The organism is Campylobacter sp. CNRCH_2015_0814, from assembly GCF_025772765.1.
In the GTDB taxonomy this organism is placed as follows: Bacteria; Campylobacterota; Campylobacteria; order Campylobacterales; family Campylobacteraceae; genus Campylobacter_D.
In genome coordinates this window covers 10981-26258 of sequence record NZ_JAKMSR010000006.1, presented here as the reverse complement: position 1 = coordinate 26258, position 15278 = coordinate 10981, and the positions used below count along the sequence as shown (strand labels likewise).

At 29.0% G+C, this 15278-nt stretch carries 14 protein-coding genes; 2 read left to right on the top strand and 12 right to left on the bottom strand.

Annotated features, from left to right (window positions below; genetic code table 11):
* Nucleotides 1-5: 5 nt before the first annotated feature.
* From L8X24_RS04365 to L8X24_RS04355, 3 genes are read right to left on the bottom strand one after another with little or no spacing between them, the layout of a single operon-like run.
* Nucleotides 6-629, bottom strand: coding sequence for a lysophospholipid acyltransferase family protein (locus L8X24_RS04365; RefSeq protein ID WP_257928654.1), 624 nt, complete (start codon nucleotides 627-629; stop codon nucleotides 6-8).
* Nucleotides 613-1911 (bottom strand): tRNA (N6-isopentenyl adenosine(37)-C2)-methylthiotransferase MiaB, encoded by a 1299-nt coding sequence (gene miaB / locus L8X24_RS04360; protein WP_263663783.1) that lies wholly within the window; start codon nucleotides 1909-1911, stop codon nucleotides 613-615. The genes L8X24_RS04365 and miaB overlap by 17 nt, the downstream gene beginning before the upstream one ends.
* Nucleotides 1908-2150, bottom strand: a complete 243-nt coding sequence (locus tag L8X24_RS04355) for an HP0268 family nuclease (protein ID WP_039617566.1) — start codon at nucleotides 2148-2150, stop codon at nucleotides 1908-1910. The genes miaB and L8X24_RS04355 overlap by 4 nt, the downstream gene beginning before the upstream one ends.
* Before the next feature lie 123 nt (nucleotides 2151-2273).
* Here L8X24_RS04355 and nusA point away from each other — a divergent pair, with 123 nt between their 5' ends.
* Nucleotides 2274-3365 (top strand): transcription termination factor NusA, encoded by a 1092-nt coding sequence (gene nusA, locus L8X24_RS04350; RefSeq protein ID WP_039617565.1) that lies wholly within the window; start codon nucleotides 2274-2276, stop codon nucleotides 3363-3365.
* Here nusA and L8X24_RS04345 read toward each other — a convergent pair.
* From L8X24_RS04345 to L8X24_RS04335, 3 genes are read right to left on the bottom strand one after another with little or no spacing between them, the layout of a single operon-like run.
* Nucleotides 3362-3715, bottom strand: coding sequence for a membrane protein (locus tag L8X24_RS04345; RefSeq protein WP_039627957.1), 354 nt, complete (start codon nucleotides 3713-3715; stop codon nucleotides 3362-3364). The genes nusA and L8X24_RS04345 overlap by 4 nt on opposite strands.
* Nucleotides 3712-5085, bottom strand: a complete 1374-nt coding sequence (locus L8X24_RS04340) for a cytochrome P450 (RefSeq protein ID WP_263663782.1) — start codon at nucleotides 5083-5085, stop codon at nucleotides 3712-3714. The genes L8X24_RS04345 and L8X24_RS04340 overlap by 4 nt, the downstream gene beginning before the upstream one ends.
* A 9-nt stretch (nucleotides 5086-5094) precedes the next feature.
* A complete protein-coding gene (locus tag L8X24_RS04335) occupies nucleotides 5095-6225 on the bottom strand; it encodes a DUF829 domain-containing protein (protein ID WP_263663781.1) in 1131 nt (376 codons plus the stop codon).
* A gap of 164 nt (nucleotides 6226-6389) precedes the next feature.
* Here L8X24_RS04335 and L8X24_RS04330 point away from each other — a divergent pair, with 164 nt between their 5' ends.
* Entirely contained in the window at nucleotides 6390-7898 is a 1509-nt protein-coding gene (locus tag L8X24_RS04330) for an SGNH/GDSL hydrolase family protein (protein ID WP_263663780.1), read from the top strand.
* Here the strand turns inward: L8X24_RS04330 and L8X24_RS04325 are convergent.
* Genes L8X24_RS04325 through L8X24_RS04300 form a run of 6 tightly spaced genes read right to left on the bottom strand, consistent with a single transcriptional unit; the run spans nucleotide 7895 to nucleotide 15275 of the window.
* Complete coding sequence (locus L8X24_RS04325; protein ID WP_263663779.1) at nucleotides 7895-9073, bottom strand: capsule biosynthesis protein; 1179 nt, start codon at nucleotides 9071-9073, stop codon at nucleotides 7895-7897. The two genes, L8X24_RS04330 and L8X24_RS04325, sit on opposite strands and share 4 nt — an antisense overlap.
* Nucleotides 9070-11097, bottom strand: coding sequence for a capsular polysaccharide biosynthesis protein (locus tag L8X24_RS04320; RefSeq protein ID WP_263663778.1), 2028 nt, complete (start codon nucleotides 11095-11097; stop codon nucleotides 9070-9072). The genes L8X24_RS04325 and L8X24_RS04320 overlap by 4 nt, the downstream gene beginning before the upstream one ends.
* Nucleotides 11094-11600 carry an adenylyl-sulfate kinase gene (locus L8X24_RS04315; RefSeq protein ID WP_263663777.1) on the bottom strand — a complete coding sequence of 169 codons (507 nt, stop codon included), beginning with the start codon at nucleotides 11598-11600 and terminating at the stop codon, nucleotides 11094-11096. Before L8X24_RS04315 ends, L8X24_RS04320 begins: the two co-directional genes overlap by 4 nt.
* The gene (locus tag L8X24_RS04310) at nucleotides 11597-12358 is read right to left on the bottom strand and encodes a phosphocholine cytidylyltransferase family protein (RefSeq protein WP_263663776.1); all 762 of its coding nucleotides are present in this window, start codon (nucleotides 12356-12358) and stop codon (nucleotides 11597-11599) included. Before L8X24_RS04310 ends, L8X24_RS04315 begins: the two co-directional genes overlap by 4 nt.
* Entirely contained in the window at nucleotides 12355-12954 is a 600-nt protein-coding gene (locus L8X24_RS04305; protein WP_263663851.1) for a gamma-glutamyl-CDP-amidate hydrolase, read from the bottom strand. The genes L8X24_RS04310 and L8X24_RS04305 overlap by 4 nt, the downstream gene beginning before the upstream one ends.
* A complete protein-coding gene (locus L8X24_RS04300; protein WP_263663775.1) occupies nucleotides 12951-15275 on the bottom strand; it encodes a PEP-utilizing enzyme in 2325 nt (774 codons plus the stop codon). The genes L8X24_RS04305 and L8X24_RS04300 overlap by 4 nt, the downstream gene beginning before the upstream one ends.
* Nucleotides 15276-15278 lie beyond the last annotated feature (3 nt).

The following is a 15278-nucleotide window of genomic DNA, read 5'->3' as shown; positions in this document are numbered from 1 at the left end:
AGTGTTTATCCTTTGTCTATTTGACTTATCATATCAAATTTTTCTTTTATCAATACTTTAGCTTCTTCTAAATTTAAATTTTGTATTTTGATTTCTTCACTTAGTCTATACGTAATCTTAGAAAAAGGTTTAGGTAAGATCATTTTATCCCAACTTTTAAATTCCCAAAAAGAGCTTGCTTCATAATTTAGCAAAAAAAGTGGAGTATTTTTTTTCAAAGCTATCATCACAGAACCATCTGAAACACTATGATAAGGTCCTCTTGGCCCATCTGGAGTGATAATCACATCATCGCCTTGATCTAAAATTTTAAAAGATTGTTTTAATAAAGCCAAAGCACCTTTACTTGTACTACCTCTTAAAGTATCCAAACCAAAAAAAGCAATATTTCTAGCAATGATTTCTCCGTCTTTATGGTGTGAAATCATCACATAAGCCTTTTTTCCTTTAATACCCATTTTACGATAGGCAAAAGGCATTAGAGCAAGACGCCCATGCCAAAAAAGTATCACACATGATCTTTTTGGAAGCTTTTGCCCTAAATAAACCTTTCTACAAGTTAAAAAAATCAGCCATTGTAATAAAAAAATTCCAAAAGCTAAAAGATTAATCTTAAAGGATTTCGCCATTTAACACCATACGCCTAGGATTGGTGATTTTTACTTTTCTCATTTGTCCTAATAACTCTTCACTACCTTTAACTTGAATCAAAAAGTTATTATCACTTCTACCTGCTACAAAACCTTCGCTTCTTAATTCTTCAAATAAAACTTCAAATTCTTTATCTTTTTGTTTTGCAACAATTTCATCTAAAATTTCTGTATGTCTAGCTTGTAAAATACTCAAGCGTTTTGAAGCTATATCATCAGGAATTTGATTTGGCATAGTTGCAGCTTTAGTTAGTGGTCTTTTAGAGTATTTAAAAGAAAACATTTGTTCAAAACGCACTTTTTCAAGTACATCCATAGTATCTTCAAAGTCTTTATCGCTCTCACCTGGAAAAGCTACAATCACATCAGTAGAAATACTCACATCTTTGCACATAGAACGAAGTTTCAAGGCTCTATCTAAATACCACTCTTTAGTATAACCGCGTTTCATAGCTTTTAAAATTTCACTCGAACCACTTTGTAAAGGCATATGCATAGACTTACACACTTTAGGATTTTTAGAAAAAACCTCTAAAAATCTATCATCCATATGTAATGGATGTGGGCTTGTAAAGCGGATACGCTCCAAACCTTCAATTTCACTTAGTCTTTCTAAAAGATCTGAAAAATTAATCTTTTCATGTGCATTAGAAAATCTTTTGCCGTAATTATTAACATTTTGCCCTAGTAAAAAAATCTCTTTGGCACCCTTAGAAACAGCTTTTAATGCTTCATTTTTAATAATCTCAAAAGGTATAGAAATTTCATCTCCTCTTGTGTGAGGCACTATACAATAAGTACAATGCTTATCACAACCTATAGAGATATTAATATAGGTTTTATAAAGGCTATTTCTAAAATCTGCAAAAGCATAATTACTCTCATCAAAATCTATATCATTGCCTAAAAATTTTGGCGTATTTACAGCCTTTGTGATTTTAGAAACATTCCTAGCACCCAAAACAAAATCCACATTTGGAGCACGCTTGAAAATCTCATCTCCTAAATGCGAAGCAGTGCAACCACAAACTCCTATTTTAGCTCCATTTTTTTTGATTTTTTCAAAGCTTCCAACTTCTGAAAAAAGCTTATGCACAGGCTTTTCACGCACTGAGCAAGTATTGATTAAAATCAAATCTGCTTCTTTTGCATCTTGAGTTAATTCGTAATTTTCTTTTTCTTTAAGTTCAGCTATCATATGCTCTGAATCACGCACATTCATAGCACAACCTAAAGTTTGTATAAAAAGTTTTTTACTCAAAGAATGTGTACCTCATACATAAAATCTGTATCATCTAAACCATATTTGATCGTTCTATGATAAACACATTTTCCTTTTTTTTCAAAATGCTCTACTAAAGCAATTAATTGCTTATGTGCATTGTCTTTATCAAAATAGAAAAATTTTTGACCTTCTTTATCTACAGCCTTTTCAATACTTTCTAAACTTATACTTTTTGGCTTTTCATCAACAGAGGTTCTTGCTATTTTTAAATCCATATCATCATCCTCAAGTTTTTTTAATCTGAAATTATAGCAAATTTTACTTTTAATTAAACTTATTAAAGATATAATTTTATTCTTCAAACTTTTAAAATCCAAAATTAAGGTTGTATTGTCATTATGGAAAAAATCACAGATATAATTGAATCCATTGCTAATGAGAAAAATTTACAAATAGAAGATGTCAGAGAAAGAGTTAAAAAAGCACTTATTAATACTGCTAAGAAAATTTATGGCGATAAATATGAATTTTTTGTTGATTCAGGTAAAAATTTACAACTTTATCAAAAAATCATCGTAGTAGCTGATAATGATGAAAGATTAGAAAATGAAAATGAGCATTTTATCGCTTTAAGTAAAGCAAGAGCGGAAGCTAAAGATGTAGAAATTGGTGATGAGCTAACTTATGAATGTTCTTTGGAAAATTTAGGTCGTACTGCTGTAAATATCTTACATAAAGAATTAGAATACAATATACAAAAACTCTTAGAAGAAAAAATCTATGAAAAATACCAAAAAATGGTAGGACATATGGTTTTTGGTAGCGTAGTAAGAGTAGATAGTGAAGAAAATACTTATGTAGAAATTGATGAGTTTCGTGCATATTTACCTAGAAAAAATCGTATCAAAGGTGAAAAATTTAAAGTAGGCGATGTGATTAAAGCTGTTATTAGACATGTATATATTGATAAATCAGGTATGAGAATGGAGCTTAGTAGAACTAGCCCTAAATTTTTAGAAGCTTTATTAAAAGCTGAAGTTCCTGAAATCAAAGATGGTCTTATAAATATTTATGCAAGTGCAAGAATTCCGGGCGAGAGAGCAAAAATCATCTTGCAAGCTAATAGTCCAAGCGTTGATGCAGTAGGAGCAACTGTGGGTATAAAAGGAGTTAGAATCAATGCTGTAAGCAAAGAATTAAAAAATGAAAATATCGACTGCATTGAGTATTCTAATGAAATGGCAATTTTAATCACTAGAAGCTTAGCTCCAGCCATTATAAACTCAGTTAGTATTGAAGATAAAAAAGCTATTGTAACGCTAAATAGCGAGCAAAAAAGTAAAGCCATAGGAAAAAGTGGTATTAATATACGCTTAGCTAGCATGCTTCTTGGATATGAGATAGAGCTTAATGAAGTAAATAATGAAGATAAAACTAATAATCAAGAAGAAGCGTTTAAAAATCTTAAAGCTTTATTTGGAGAAAATTAAAGTTGCTTACCGACAGTTTGTTCGGTAAGCTTTCTTTCTAAAACTAAATCCACTATAGGTTGTTCTCTTTTATTTGCCTTTTGGCAGTGATTTTTATCAAAAAAATCTGTGATTTTAATAACTATTTTAGCCCATCTTTTATCGCGTTCTCTCCAAGCATGAGATGATAAAGACTCCCAAGCATAACCATTAAACAAAGTAGCATTGACAAAATGATCAAGTGCTCTCACACCTTGTCTAACTCTAGCAGGATTACCAAAAGTACCTACTATAACAATAAAAAGATAACTAATTACCGCTAAAGGAACGATAGCACAAAGTAGTATGGTTCCTGCTAATTTTTCTTTCATTTTTGCCTTTTTATAAATCTTATATTCATACCATTTGCTGATCTTATAGTTAATCTTCCTACTATATCAGGTACAAAATTTTCTTCTAATTCTAACTTATAAGTCCTTAAAATATTAGCTAAAATCAAAACAGCCTCTTGCATAGCAAAGCCCTGCCCTATACACACACGCTCTCCCATACCAAAAGGCATATAAGTGTCTTTTTTAATCTTGCTTTTATCTTCATGGCGACTTGGATCAAACTCATGTGGATTTTCCCAAAAACTATCGTGTCTATGGATAAGCCATGGAGCTACTACTACGCCTGAACCTTTTTTGATAAGCTTATCTCTCATTTTGTTATCATTTCTTGCTTCTCTAGCAAAAAAACCAACTGGTGGATAAAGTCTCAAGCTTTCTTTAAACACATTTGTAAGATATTTCATTGCTCTAATATGTTCTATTTTAAACTCCTCATCACCTGCAACTTGCATGATTTCTTCATAGGCTTTTTGTTGCTCATCTGGAGAAATACTTAAAATATATAGCGTCCAAGTTAGCGAGCTTGCAGTGGTTTCATGGCCTGCTAAGAAAAGCATGGCAACTTGGTCTAAAATTTCATTAAAAGAAAATCTCTCATTAGTATCTGCATCTACTACCATAAGCAATGATGATAAAATATCTTCATATTTTCCTTGATCATTTATAGCATTATCATATCTTGGTTTTATAATATCTGATAAAACTTTGCGTATAGTAGTGCCTGCTTTAAGTCTTTTTCTCTCACCTAAAAGATTTGAAAGCCAAGTTGGGAAACGGAACATTCTTCGCATAGCTGTTTTAACTGTTTCTTCTTGCACAGTTACAAAAGCATCCAAAACAAGTTTGCCTTTTTGCTCATCAAGTTTTGATGACATGATAGTTCTAAAAATCACATCTGCAGTCACAAAAGTCATAGCTTCATCTACTTCTATAACCGCTTTATCTTCATACTTTGCAAATCTTGCCATCATATCAGAAGCTGCCTCACTCATCAAATTAAAAACCTTAGAAATTCTCGTCATTTCAAAAGAAGGTCTTAAAAGCTCTCTTTGCTTTTCCCATACTCTATCGTTAGTTGTAAAAATGCTTATGCCCAAAAGTGGCTCTAAAAGCTCATGCAAAAGTTGGCTTTTTGGGTATTCTCTAACCTCATCTACCATAATGCGTCTAACTTCTTTTGGATCATTTACTACATATAGATCAAATCCAGGCATTTTTACTCTACCCATCATCATTTTATAGCTTCGCTCATAAAGCCCATCAAGCCATGATCTTCTTTTTAGTAAAAAAGTGGTTAATGTAGAAGCTTTATTTTTATAAGGCTTTGGATGAAAGGGACACTGACCCATGTTTTTCTCCTATTTGATTTTTTCTTCTAATTTATTTTTGCCTATGATAAATTCAAAAAAGTTATACACCCCTTGAATTTGTGTAGCAAATAAATATAAAAAATGTGCTTTATATTTGTCTTTTTTGATTTTTTTATAATCTTTATTTTTATATAAGGTATGAAATTTAGCCGAAAGGTATTTTGGGCTAAATTGCGCTTTTACCCCGCTTGTATGTATGAAATCAACTTGTGCAAAACAAGCCCCATCAATAATAGAAGTAAAATCATACCATATTAAATTTTTATTTCCTAAATACTCTAAGTCTTTTCTAAACTCAAAAGATCTTTTTTGATAGCTTACCAAAGGTATACACTCACCTAGAGTTAAAACCTTTAAATTTTTAAAAGAAACATTTTCTTTTTCACATTTTCTAAGCACTTTTGCTAAAACATTTATGCAAAGCACCGTTCCTACACTATGTGCGCTTAAGATGAGTTCATAGTTTTTATCATTTGCATTTTCTTTTAATTTTTCAAAAATAACCCTAGCAAAATCATCCATTCTTAACTCAAGCTCGCCTTGGGAATTTTTCTCCCAGTTTGCACAAAAAGAACAAATTCTAGCTATCCAAAAAACAGCTAATTTCTTGCCTAATTTATAAAGCATTTTTGGTAAAAACACTAATGATAAAACAAAGGCTAAAATTCCCAAAACAATATGAAAATTTTGCAAATAAAATAAGCTTCCAAAGGCGCAAAATAAAGTAAAAATCAAACTCAAAAGTACATAAAAAAATGGATAATAACCTGTGATAAGTTGGTGCGGGGATTCTTTACCAAATTTTAAAAAAAGCCCTGTGATGGTATAAATTCTAAAAAAACTATAACAATCACTCAAAGCATCTTTTATACCTTCTGACCAGTTTTTTTTGACTATATCATTCCAGCTTAAAAAGGTGTAAGAAGTACTTGTATGCGGGGTTTGAATTTGCCAAGAAGGATAAGCATTAATCTGAGCTTTTGATAAAGTATAATCATAATTTAAAAGTGTATTTTGCTCAGCTAAATTTTTTTTAAACATAGCATAGTAATGCCTATATCCTCTAGGATCATAACCTGCTATATAAAAAACATCTCTTTTTTGACACAATTTATCCATTAAAATCCCAAATAAACTCAAAATGAATTTAAAAATATAGCTAAAGTTGTTATCTTTGTCAAATGCTTATTTAAAGGCAAAATGAGGTGTTTTTACTCTGAAATTATTCATTAAAAAATATTTTATAGAATAAATAAAATTTATTAAACTATGGAAAGGTTTAAATGAATGTAATCTTACTAGGTGGCAGCAATAGTGTAGTTAAAAATGGTCTTAGGATAGGTCTTGAAAATAAAGACATTACACTGCATAATTATGCTTTGGGACTTAGCACTTCTTTGCAAAATCTTTATGAGTTAATACGCCATGAAAAAACTATAAATAAAAGTGATTTTCTCATCAGCGAATCAAACATCAATGATTATTTAAGCCCTATGAGTTTAAAAATCATACTTAGAAATATTGACTATTTTTACGAAGAACTTTACAAAGCAAACAAAATTACCATAGTGCTTATACTCCCCATACCAGCTTACAATGACAAATCAAAAGCTATCAATGAAGCTCATAGGAAAAATTGTGCGTATTATGGTTTTAATCTAATCGATGTAGACTTTTACTATCAAAAAAATAATCTTTATGATTTTGATCAAAACTATAAATTCCACCCTATGCCACTAGCCATGCAAGAGCTTGGTAAAAACATCATTAAAAATTTACACAGTTTTAGAAAATCTAAAGAAAATATCATTTGCTCAAAAAGAAAATATCATATCTTTACACCCTCAAATTCAACTAAAATAGAGCATAAAAACTCATTTTTTTGTGAAAAAACTACAAAGATTAAAGCTAGTGAAAAAATCATTTTTCCAAAAGAGTTAAAAAACTATCAAATCTTAGGCATGCACACTTGGAATCACACTAACTCATCAACCCATGCTATATCATCTATAAGTATTGAAAACTCATCTTTTAAATTAATAAAAAATTTTGGACTTATCAATACTTTTCAAGATATACAAAATGAAAAAGCAATTTGCGATGAACAAACCTTTTTGTATGTCAATACACAAATTATCAAGCAAAGTGAAGAAAGTTCGGGCTTAAGCATAGCAAATGAAAAAACACCAAGGCTTGATTATGTGGACTTAATAGGAATTTTACTTTTAGAAAATGATAATGATAAAAAGATTGAATATAAAAATTATCTTGTAAATACCCATGATTCTTTAATACCACCTATAGCATTTTATAAAGAATTAGCACTAGAATACTATGAACTAAAAAAACTTGATATGCAAACATTTTTACAAAGTCAAAATCATAGTCTTTTACGTTTTTTAGACCACAAAGGCTTAAAAAATGAATATGAAATATTCATCCATCAAAACAACCAACTTTATGGAGCTAGTTTAAGGATAAAAGAAAGACTAAGCTATAAGCTTGGGGAAGCTATCATGAAAAATAGCAAAAGTTGTCTAGGGTATTTTAAAATACCTTTTGAATTAAGAAAAGTCAAAAAAGAGCATTTTAAAAATCAAAAAGATCAAAAAAATCTACCGCCACTAAAAGCTTATGCAGACTATAAACATGCTCAAATAGCCAAAACACACTTGCCCTATCTTTTAGGCAATGCACTTTTACAAGCTTCAAGAACCCCTTTTAAAATAGGCTATTTAAGCTTACCTTTTAAACTAAAAAAGATTGCAAAAAACTATAAAAAGAAAATTTAATCTAAACTAGTATTTTTGAAAAAATTCCCATTAACTTGGGTTTTATATATCACATAATTTCTAAATTTAGCATGTAAAACCACATCGGGTTTATAGGCTCTGCATTCCTTCCAAAAAGTATGCAAGCTTTTTTGATAAGTCAAACCTTCTATATCATAAAAGGCTTTTCCCATAACCTTTAAAGGACTATTGTGATATAAAGCAGAAAGTCCTACTGTGCTATTTATGACTATAGTACCTCTTGCATTGATTAAAAGTGTAGGTAAGTGTAAATCATGCACATATAAAATTCTACCCTCGACATTATATTTTAAGCTCAAATCTTCTATAAGCTTAGTATAATCTCTATAGCCACGATCCATAGGATGGTGCTTAAAAACTAGATAAGACTTTGCCTTAGCATGATTAGCAAAGGAGATGATCACTTCTTCTATAAATTTTTCTGTAGTTTTTTTATAATGATGAGATAGTTGAGTATCATTATGCACTTGCAAAATAGCTAAAAAATACTTTTGTTTTAGAGAAAGAATTTTTTCATTTAAACTTTTTTCTGTGATTTTGTATTTGTTTTTTCTATATACTGAGCAAAGCCAAGGTAAAAAGTCAAATAATTTTAAACTTCTATGGTGTAAAGAATTATTAAAATACCAAGAAAATAAAAAAGCAAAAAGCCAGTATAAAAACGAAGCAAAGGCCATATTTTTAAAAGTACTTGAGAAAGTTTTAAATTTAAAATCTTTATCAAATTTTTTCTGACTTAGATAAAATTCTTTTTCTCTTGGTAAAGTCGAGTTTGCATTCACTCCATCTTTTTCAAAAGTAATGAAATTTGGTCTTATATAACCTTCTTCAAAAATCCATACTTCAATACCCATTTGCTTAGCAACATTAATGGCTATCTCATGCACTTTTCTACAATCATTATACATCAAGATAACTTGAATTTGTCTTTCTTCAAAAAGCTTTTTATAAAAGTCTTCAAGCTCGGCTAAACTTTTAGTGTAATTAATGCTTTTAAAAGGATAAAAGAAAAAATCTCCACCATTAAAATTTACTTTATAAACCTTAGCTTTTGGAATTTTTGTGACAATTTTACGAAAAAATCCACCCACAGGCCCTTGGAGTAATAAAACATTTTTACCAGAAAATTTTTTTAACTTTTTACTTAAATTCATCTAATCAAAATAAATTCTATCAATCTTCTTATTTTTCTTAATATATAAATTCTTATATCTATAAACCAACGCAAATAAAATTTAGAAAAATAATCTTTTTGCATTTTTAACATTATATCTAATGCAAGCTCAACTTCACATAAATTTTTACTTTTTGGATGGATGTATCTTGGATAAAGGATCAAAACGCCAGCAACAAGCTCTTCTAAACTAAGCATTCTTGTGCGTCTTGGAATTTCATGTAAATCGCTTGTCAAGCCCCAACCTGCATAAAAAGGCTTGCCATACACCACTACTTTTTTACCACGCAAAAGAGCATCAAAACCACTTGTAGAAGTTATAGTATGTACCTCATCACTTGCATTTATAGCGCTGTCTATGCTGACATTTTCTATAATCTCATCACAATATTTTAAAATAATACTTTTATCTTTTAAACCCTTACGGTTACCACTTAAAACATCAGGGTGAGGTTTAAAAACTATAAAGGCATTTTCATTGACCTTTTTTACACTTTGTAAAAGTTTTAAGGTGTCAAAACCTGCACCACCTAAGATCATAGAAGCATCATCTTCTACTTGTGCAGGGATTAAAATGATTTTTTTATTTGTATTAAAATTTAATTTTTCATGTTTTAGGCCATTGTACTTTGAAAATTTATTTTGCGTGATGATAGTGATGAGCTTTTTTGCTCTTTGTTTTAAACTTTCATCAAAAATATGATTTTGTAAAATATCTTCTAAATCACTTGGTTTGCTTGGATCAACATACAAACCCTTACTATCTACTATTAAAGAAAAAGGACGCGTGAGATCTGAGCCCAAAAAAACAGAGCGTAAAAAGCCATCTTCTACTAAGAAAATTTCTTTTTTAAAATCTCTAGCTAGTAAAGCTTTATCATATTTTTTACCCCAAATGAAAATTTTATCCTCAGAATCCAAATTCGCTTTATAAAGTTCATCAAGTGAGTTTAAAAAAATGATTTTATTATTCTTGGCTTTAAAAAATGGCTTCATAAACCAACGCTTCCACAAAGTAAAACCTAAAAAATACAAAGTATTTGAATTAGCATGTTCTATCTTTTTATACTTTGTTAAGGTATGAATAGTATCAAAAATATCGCTTTTTTGATTTAAGTAAGGATTAAAATACTCACTATATAAAATATAAGCAGCATAAAAAACCTCTTCTAAAGTTCTTTTTTTAAGCCTCCTTTTGCACGCTTGCTTATCTTGAGTTAAACCCCAACCCGCATAAAATGGCACGCCATAGCACACACATTCACATCCCAGCATCAAAGCTTCAAAACCCATGCCGGAAGTTTTAGTATAGACTTTTTTAAAATGACTTAGTAATTCTATGGGATTATAATTTTCTTTTATAACTACACATTTACTTGGTAAATCTTGCACAACAAAATCACTTTGTTTTTTACCACTTAACACATCAGGATGAATTTTAATGTATATTTTAGCATTTGGATTTTCTTTAATAGCTTCATTTATAATATCTTGAGTTGAAAAACTATCAGCTAGACCAAATTTAAGAGAAGCATCATTTGCTACTTGAGTGATGATTAATACGCGTTCTTCATTATCATTAAAAAGCTCTTTTGGTACGCAAAGATTATTATTATACTTACTAAGTTTTTCTTTTTTTATAAGTTCTATAGCTTTTTTTGCTTGCTCTAATTCTTCGGTGCTAAACTCACAAGTATTCAAAATATTTTCAAGCTTAGATGGTGCAGTCGCATCATAGTAAATTCCCGCATCATCTTTGACGATAGAAAAACTTGGACTATTTTCTACACCTAAATTTAATGAGCGCAAAAAGCCATCTTCTAAAAGTAAAAATTTTACATTGTGCTTTTTAGCTAACTCTATGGCTTTTAACCCTGATTTTTTTCTACCCCAACCTACAAAAATATCTTCTTTGATAATATTTTTATAGATACAATATGAAGCTATTTTATAAAATTTTTTAACATTTTCCTTTAATCTTTTAGATGTAGTATAAAATTTCATAACAACTGTTTTACAATCATATTAACTTTTTCATCTAAATTTTCTTGTATTGAGTTATCTAAAGTAAAATGTGCATTTGGTTCATCATATTTTACATCAACACCTACAACATTTTTAATTTCACCATTTAAAGCTTTTGTATAAAGTCCTTTTTGATCTCTTTTAATTAGTTCTTCTATTGGGCATTTAATATAAATTTCAAAATAATTTTTTAATTTTTCTCTATTATATTTATAAATTTCATTAAACATGGATATGGTTGTCACAACTACTATCATACCTTGATCATTTAAAAATTTAGCAAATTGAGATCTTTTTAATGCTACGTCTATACGACCTTGCTTATCATAGCTGTAATGTCCTAGTAAATCTCTTAATTCATCCCCATCAAGATAAACAATATTTTTATACTCATTTTTTAATTTCTCATATAATGCTTTACCTATAGTACTTTTTCCACTACCTGCTAAACCTGTAAGCCAAATAATATATGGTTTTTTCATTCAATCTCCACTCTCAAATCACTCATAAAATCTATCTCACACCAATTTCCATTGATTTTTATAGCTTTTGCATTTTTGTATTTATTAATTAAAATTTGTAAAAAACTTGTCATATACATATTTTTAAAATCTTTTTCATTATAAAGTAAAGTTCTATCAAGCTCATCATAAGTTTTTAAAACTTCTTTTAAAAAATGATGAGAAAATTTAAATAAGCCTATATATTGTCCTTGAATTTCATCATAACTTTTTGCTTTTTTGCCAAGCTCTACTATAAAATCATCTTTTAGTTTTAAAGTTTCAGCATCATCAAGTGGATTTTCAAACCTTTTTGTCCATAGTTCTTTCCAAGCTTTATCTACAACAACAGCAAAATCATCTTTTGAGTGTTTGAGTTTTTCTATACTATCTTTAAAATAAACTATATCAGCGTAAGAAATAATCAAATCTTGCTTATCTTCAATACAACTTTGTAAAAATTCTCTAGCACAAAATAAAGTCTGAACCATATTAGTTTTATCATAGTTTTCATTTTTGTAAAATAATTCTAAATTATGATTTTTACCCACATAATCCTTTAAAACATCGAATAAATATCCACCAACTACACATATCTCATGAATATTATTTTCTTTTAAAGCTTGAATTTCATAGTCTATGATTTTTTTATTTTTATATTCAACCATACATTTTGGATTGTTCTTTGTTAAAGGCATTAACCTTGAACCAAATCCTGCTGCTAAAATTATAGCTCTCATTTTATATCCTTTAACCACGCATTAAAAATACTTTTTTCACTCATACCATTTTCTCTTTCAATATGCCACATTAGACCATAAATACTAAAATTTTTATGCTTAAAGGCTTCTATTGTTTCATCTTTTGCATTTGCTAATACCTCAAGCTCATTACCTAATATTTTAATGGCAAAATTATGATATGAATTGACATTAATTGTTTGATCTTTTAAATACACTTCATGATTTCCAACATGATCTTTACAAGGACAAATAGTAGAATTAAAATAAGAAGCGATCATCTGTGCTCCTTTACAAACCCCAAGTAGTGGAATGTTATTTTGCATACAATGTTTTATAATGTTTTTCTCATATTCATCTCTTTTTTGATTAATAAAAGAAAATTTACAAGAGTTTAAATCATTACCCCCACTTAAAATCACAGCACTAATACTAGAGATATAATTTTTAAAATCAATTTCATAACTCAATGGAAGAGGCAAAAACTCACTTAATTCTTTTTTAAAAAAACTTCCCCAATCAAGCGCTAAACACTCTCTTAATTCATAATAATCTTGATTTTCTAAAATTCTTTGACTAATAGCTATAAATTTCATAGACAAAATATCTGCTCACTTTGACAATCAATTTTAATTTTTTTTGCCTGAAGATATTTTTTAAAATTCTCTTCACCTACACCAATAACAGCAGGCATAGCAAGTTCAGAAGCTCTAATAGCCATATGTGAATTTGCACCACCATAGCAAGTGATAAAACCTGCAATATCTTTAGTAAATAAATAATCATATCCAGGATCAGCTGCATAGATTAACACTATCTTGCCTTTTAAATCTTGTTCGTTTTCTAAAGCAATATTAGCACTAATGCTTTTTTGCGTGATAAAATTTGGATGAATATAGCTAGTAAAAAACCCAAATATTTGATGTGCATCAGTTAGTAAAGCCGGAAGTTTTATAGCTAAACTTAATTGATATTCTTGTTTGTTTTCATTAATTTCACTCAAAAATTTATCTTTTGGATTTTTAGAATACACACTAGAATACAAATTTAAAATACTCTTAATATCCAAATGGGCCATATCTTCTTTAGATATTCCATAATAATTTCCAAGATCTTCTATCAGCGATATAGCTTTAGACAAGAGCTTGCTAAATTCAAATTTAACAAATTCGCGTCCTTCTATAGCTATTTTCAAAAAGCTAAAAAATTCTTTTGCATTAACTTCAATTCCATGTTCTTTTAAAATTTGATCAAGTTTTTGCAATTTATCATCACTAATTTTAAATTCCTTTTCTTTTTGAATTTCACTTTTTTGTTTTAAATCAAAATACCCATCAAAATCCTCATCATACCTTGGAGATAAAATATTATAAGTTCCCGCTCTTAAATGGCCAAATTGTTTTAAAAAATCTTGTTTGTTATTTTCATTTAAAGTTGCCAATTCATTGCTCAAAGTTTTGCTAACAGTATAGAGAGATTTTAAAAATTCACTTTTTTCTTCTTTACTAAAAAATCCGGTCTCAACCAAAGAATTAAGCATAGTCATGGCTACAAACGCAGCCCTTGCAACACCAGCAAATGGTAATGTTCCATATCTTTTACACTCTTCTAAAAGCCAATAAATTTTATCTAATGGTGAAAAATCTGAATGCACAATATTTTCATAATACACAATCATTTGTTTTGATTTTTCTATATCTTTTAAACATAAGCCATTTTTAATATTAACAATAGAATTAGTAAGATTTAATAAAGAAAATTCAATGCGTTTGATTTCATTTTTATTAAAACCATGATCTAATAAGCGTTCTAATTTATCAGCCATATGAAAATCATAACAAGAAAATACTATATCAAATTCTACTTTATCATGCAACTCATGATTTTCATATAATTTATCTAAATAATAATTCACTAACTTTTTAGCAATACTCTCATCAAGTGTTTTTGGTATAAAAGAATTAAAAGAAAGTCTCACATCTACATAAGGAATACCCAAAAAAGAATGGATTAAAGGATGCGATCTTAAATCTCTATAGCCATAGTTATCTCTTTGATAAGCCCAAATATTATCTGTAATGATTTCTTTATAAAGACTAAAAGCTAATCTTTTTGGTCTAAGTCCTATAATTTCTGCTGGATTCCAATCAGGCATTACACCAAAAATAGCTTTGTCTCCAAGTACTCTAGATCTTGGCTCTTGTAAAGATAAAAATCTTTTATAAAGTCTATGCAAAGCTCCTTTAGATAGACTATTAAAAAGATTAGTTTTTTCTTGCATTATTAAGGGTCTAACTTGCAAGCAAAAAAGTTCATCTTGATCATTAAAAGCAAATTCTACATCTAAAAAATTGCAACCATATAAATTTTCAAGTTCTTTTAATAGCAAAATAACTTTTTGCATATATGGATCTTTTATATCTTCATTTTCACGGTAGTGAAAATATGTTTTAGCATTTTTAGCACTTCCATCTGTAATGGAACTATTTGAACCATTTTCATCGTATTCTATACAAAAATATGGAGCAAAATTATCCTTATCTACACTAAAAGCAACGCCACATTTTTGAATATCTAAAAGCATAGGTTGGATTAGAATTTCATCATTCTCACTAGGCATAGAATGACCTACTTTGTCTAAAGCGTTAAAAAGTTGGCTTTTATCACTAGCATCTACATTAGCCAAACTTAGAAAAGCTCCAGCATTGGAGCTTTTTAAACTATCTTCACTATTAGAAGAACTACGGATGATTAGTTTTTTCGCATTTAGGTTGGTAATTTTTTTAAATACTTCTTCTTTATCTTGAATGATTTCTTTTAAAGAAGTGATAACTACATCTAAAACTTTTGCATTTTTAAGTATATTTTTTAAATTTTGTAAATTTCTTGCTTTTGTTTGAAAAACTAATCTATCCATAAT

Coding starts and splice junctions, on each gene's coding strand:
- L8X24_RS04365 (WP_257928654.1), bottom strand. CDS start 629: ATGGCGAAATCCTTTAAGATTAATCTTTTAGCTTTTGGAATTTTTTTA.
- L8X24_RS04355 (WP_039617566.1), bottom strand. CDS start 2,150: ATGGATTTAAAAATAGCAAGAACCTCTGTTGATGAAAAGCCAAAAAGT.
- nusA (WP_039617565.1), top strand. CDS start 2,274: ATGGAAAAAATCACAGATATAATTGAATCCATTGCTAATGAGAAAAAT.
- L8X24_RS04345 (WP_039627957.1), bottom strand. CDS start 3,715: ATGAAAGAAAAATTAGCAGGAACCATACTACTTTGTGCTATCGTTCCT.
- L8X24_RS04340 (WP_263663782.1), bottom strand. CDS start 5,085: ATGGGTCAGTGTCCCTTTCATCCAAAGCCTTATAAAAATAAAGCTTCT.
- L8X24_RS04335 (WP_263663781.1), bottom strand. CDS start 6,225: ATGGATAAATTGTGTCAAAAAAGAGATGTTTTTTATATAGCAGGTTAT.
- L8X24_RS04330 (WP_263663780.1), top strand. CDS start 6,390: ATGAATGTAATCTTACTAGGTGGCAGCAATAGTGTAGTTAAAAATGGT.
- L8X24_RS04325 (WP_263663779.1), bottom strand. CDS start 9,073: ATGAATTTAAGTAAAAAGTTAAAAAAATTTTCTGGTAAAAATGTTTTA.
- L8X24_RS04320 (WP_263663778.1), bottom strand. CDS start 11,097: ATGAAATTTTATACTACATCTAAAAGATTAAAGGAAAATGTTAAAAAA.
- L8X24_RS04315 (WP_263663777.1), bottom strand. CDS start 11,600: ATGAAAAAACCATATATTATTTGGCTTACAGGTTTAGCAGGTAGTGGA.
- L8X24_RS04310 (WP_263663776.1), bottom strand. CDS start 12,358: ATGAGAGCTATAATTTTAGCAGCAGGATTTGGTTCAAGGTTAATGCCT.
- L8X24_RS04305 (WP_263663851.1), bottom strand. CDS start 12,954: ATGAAATTTATAGCTATTAGTCAAAGAATTTTAGAAAATCAAGATTAT.
- L8X24_RS04300 (WP_263663775.1), bottom strand. CDS start 15,275: ATGGATAGATTAGTTTTTCAAACAAAAGCAAGAAATTTACAAAATTTA.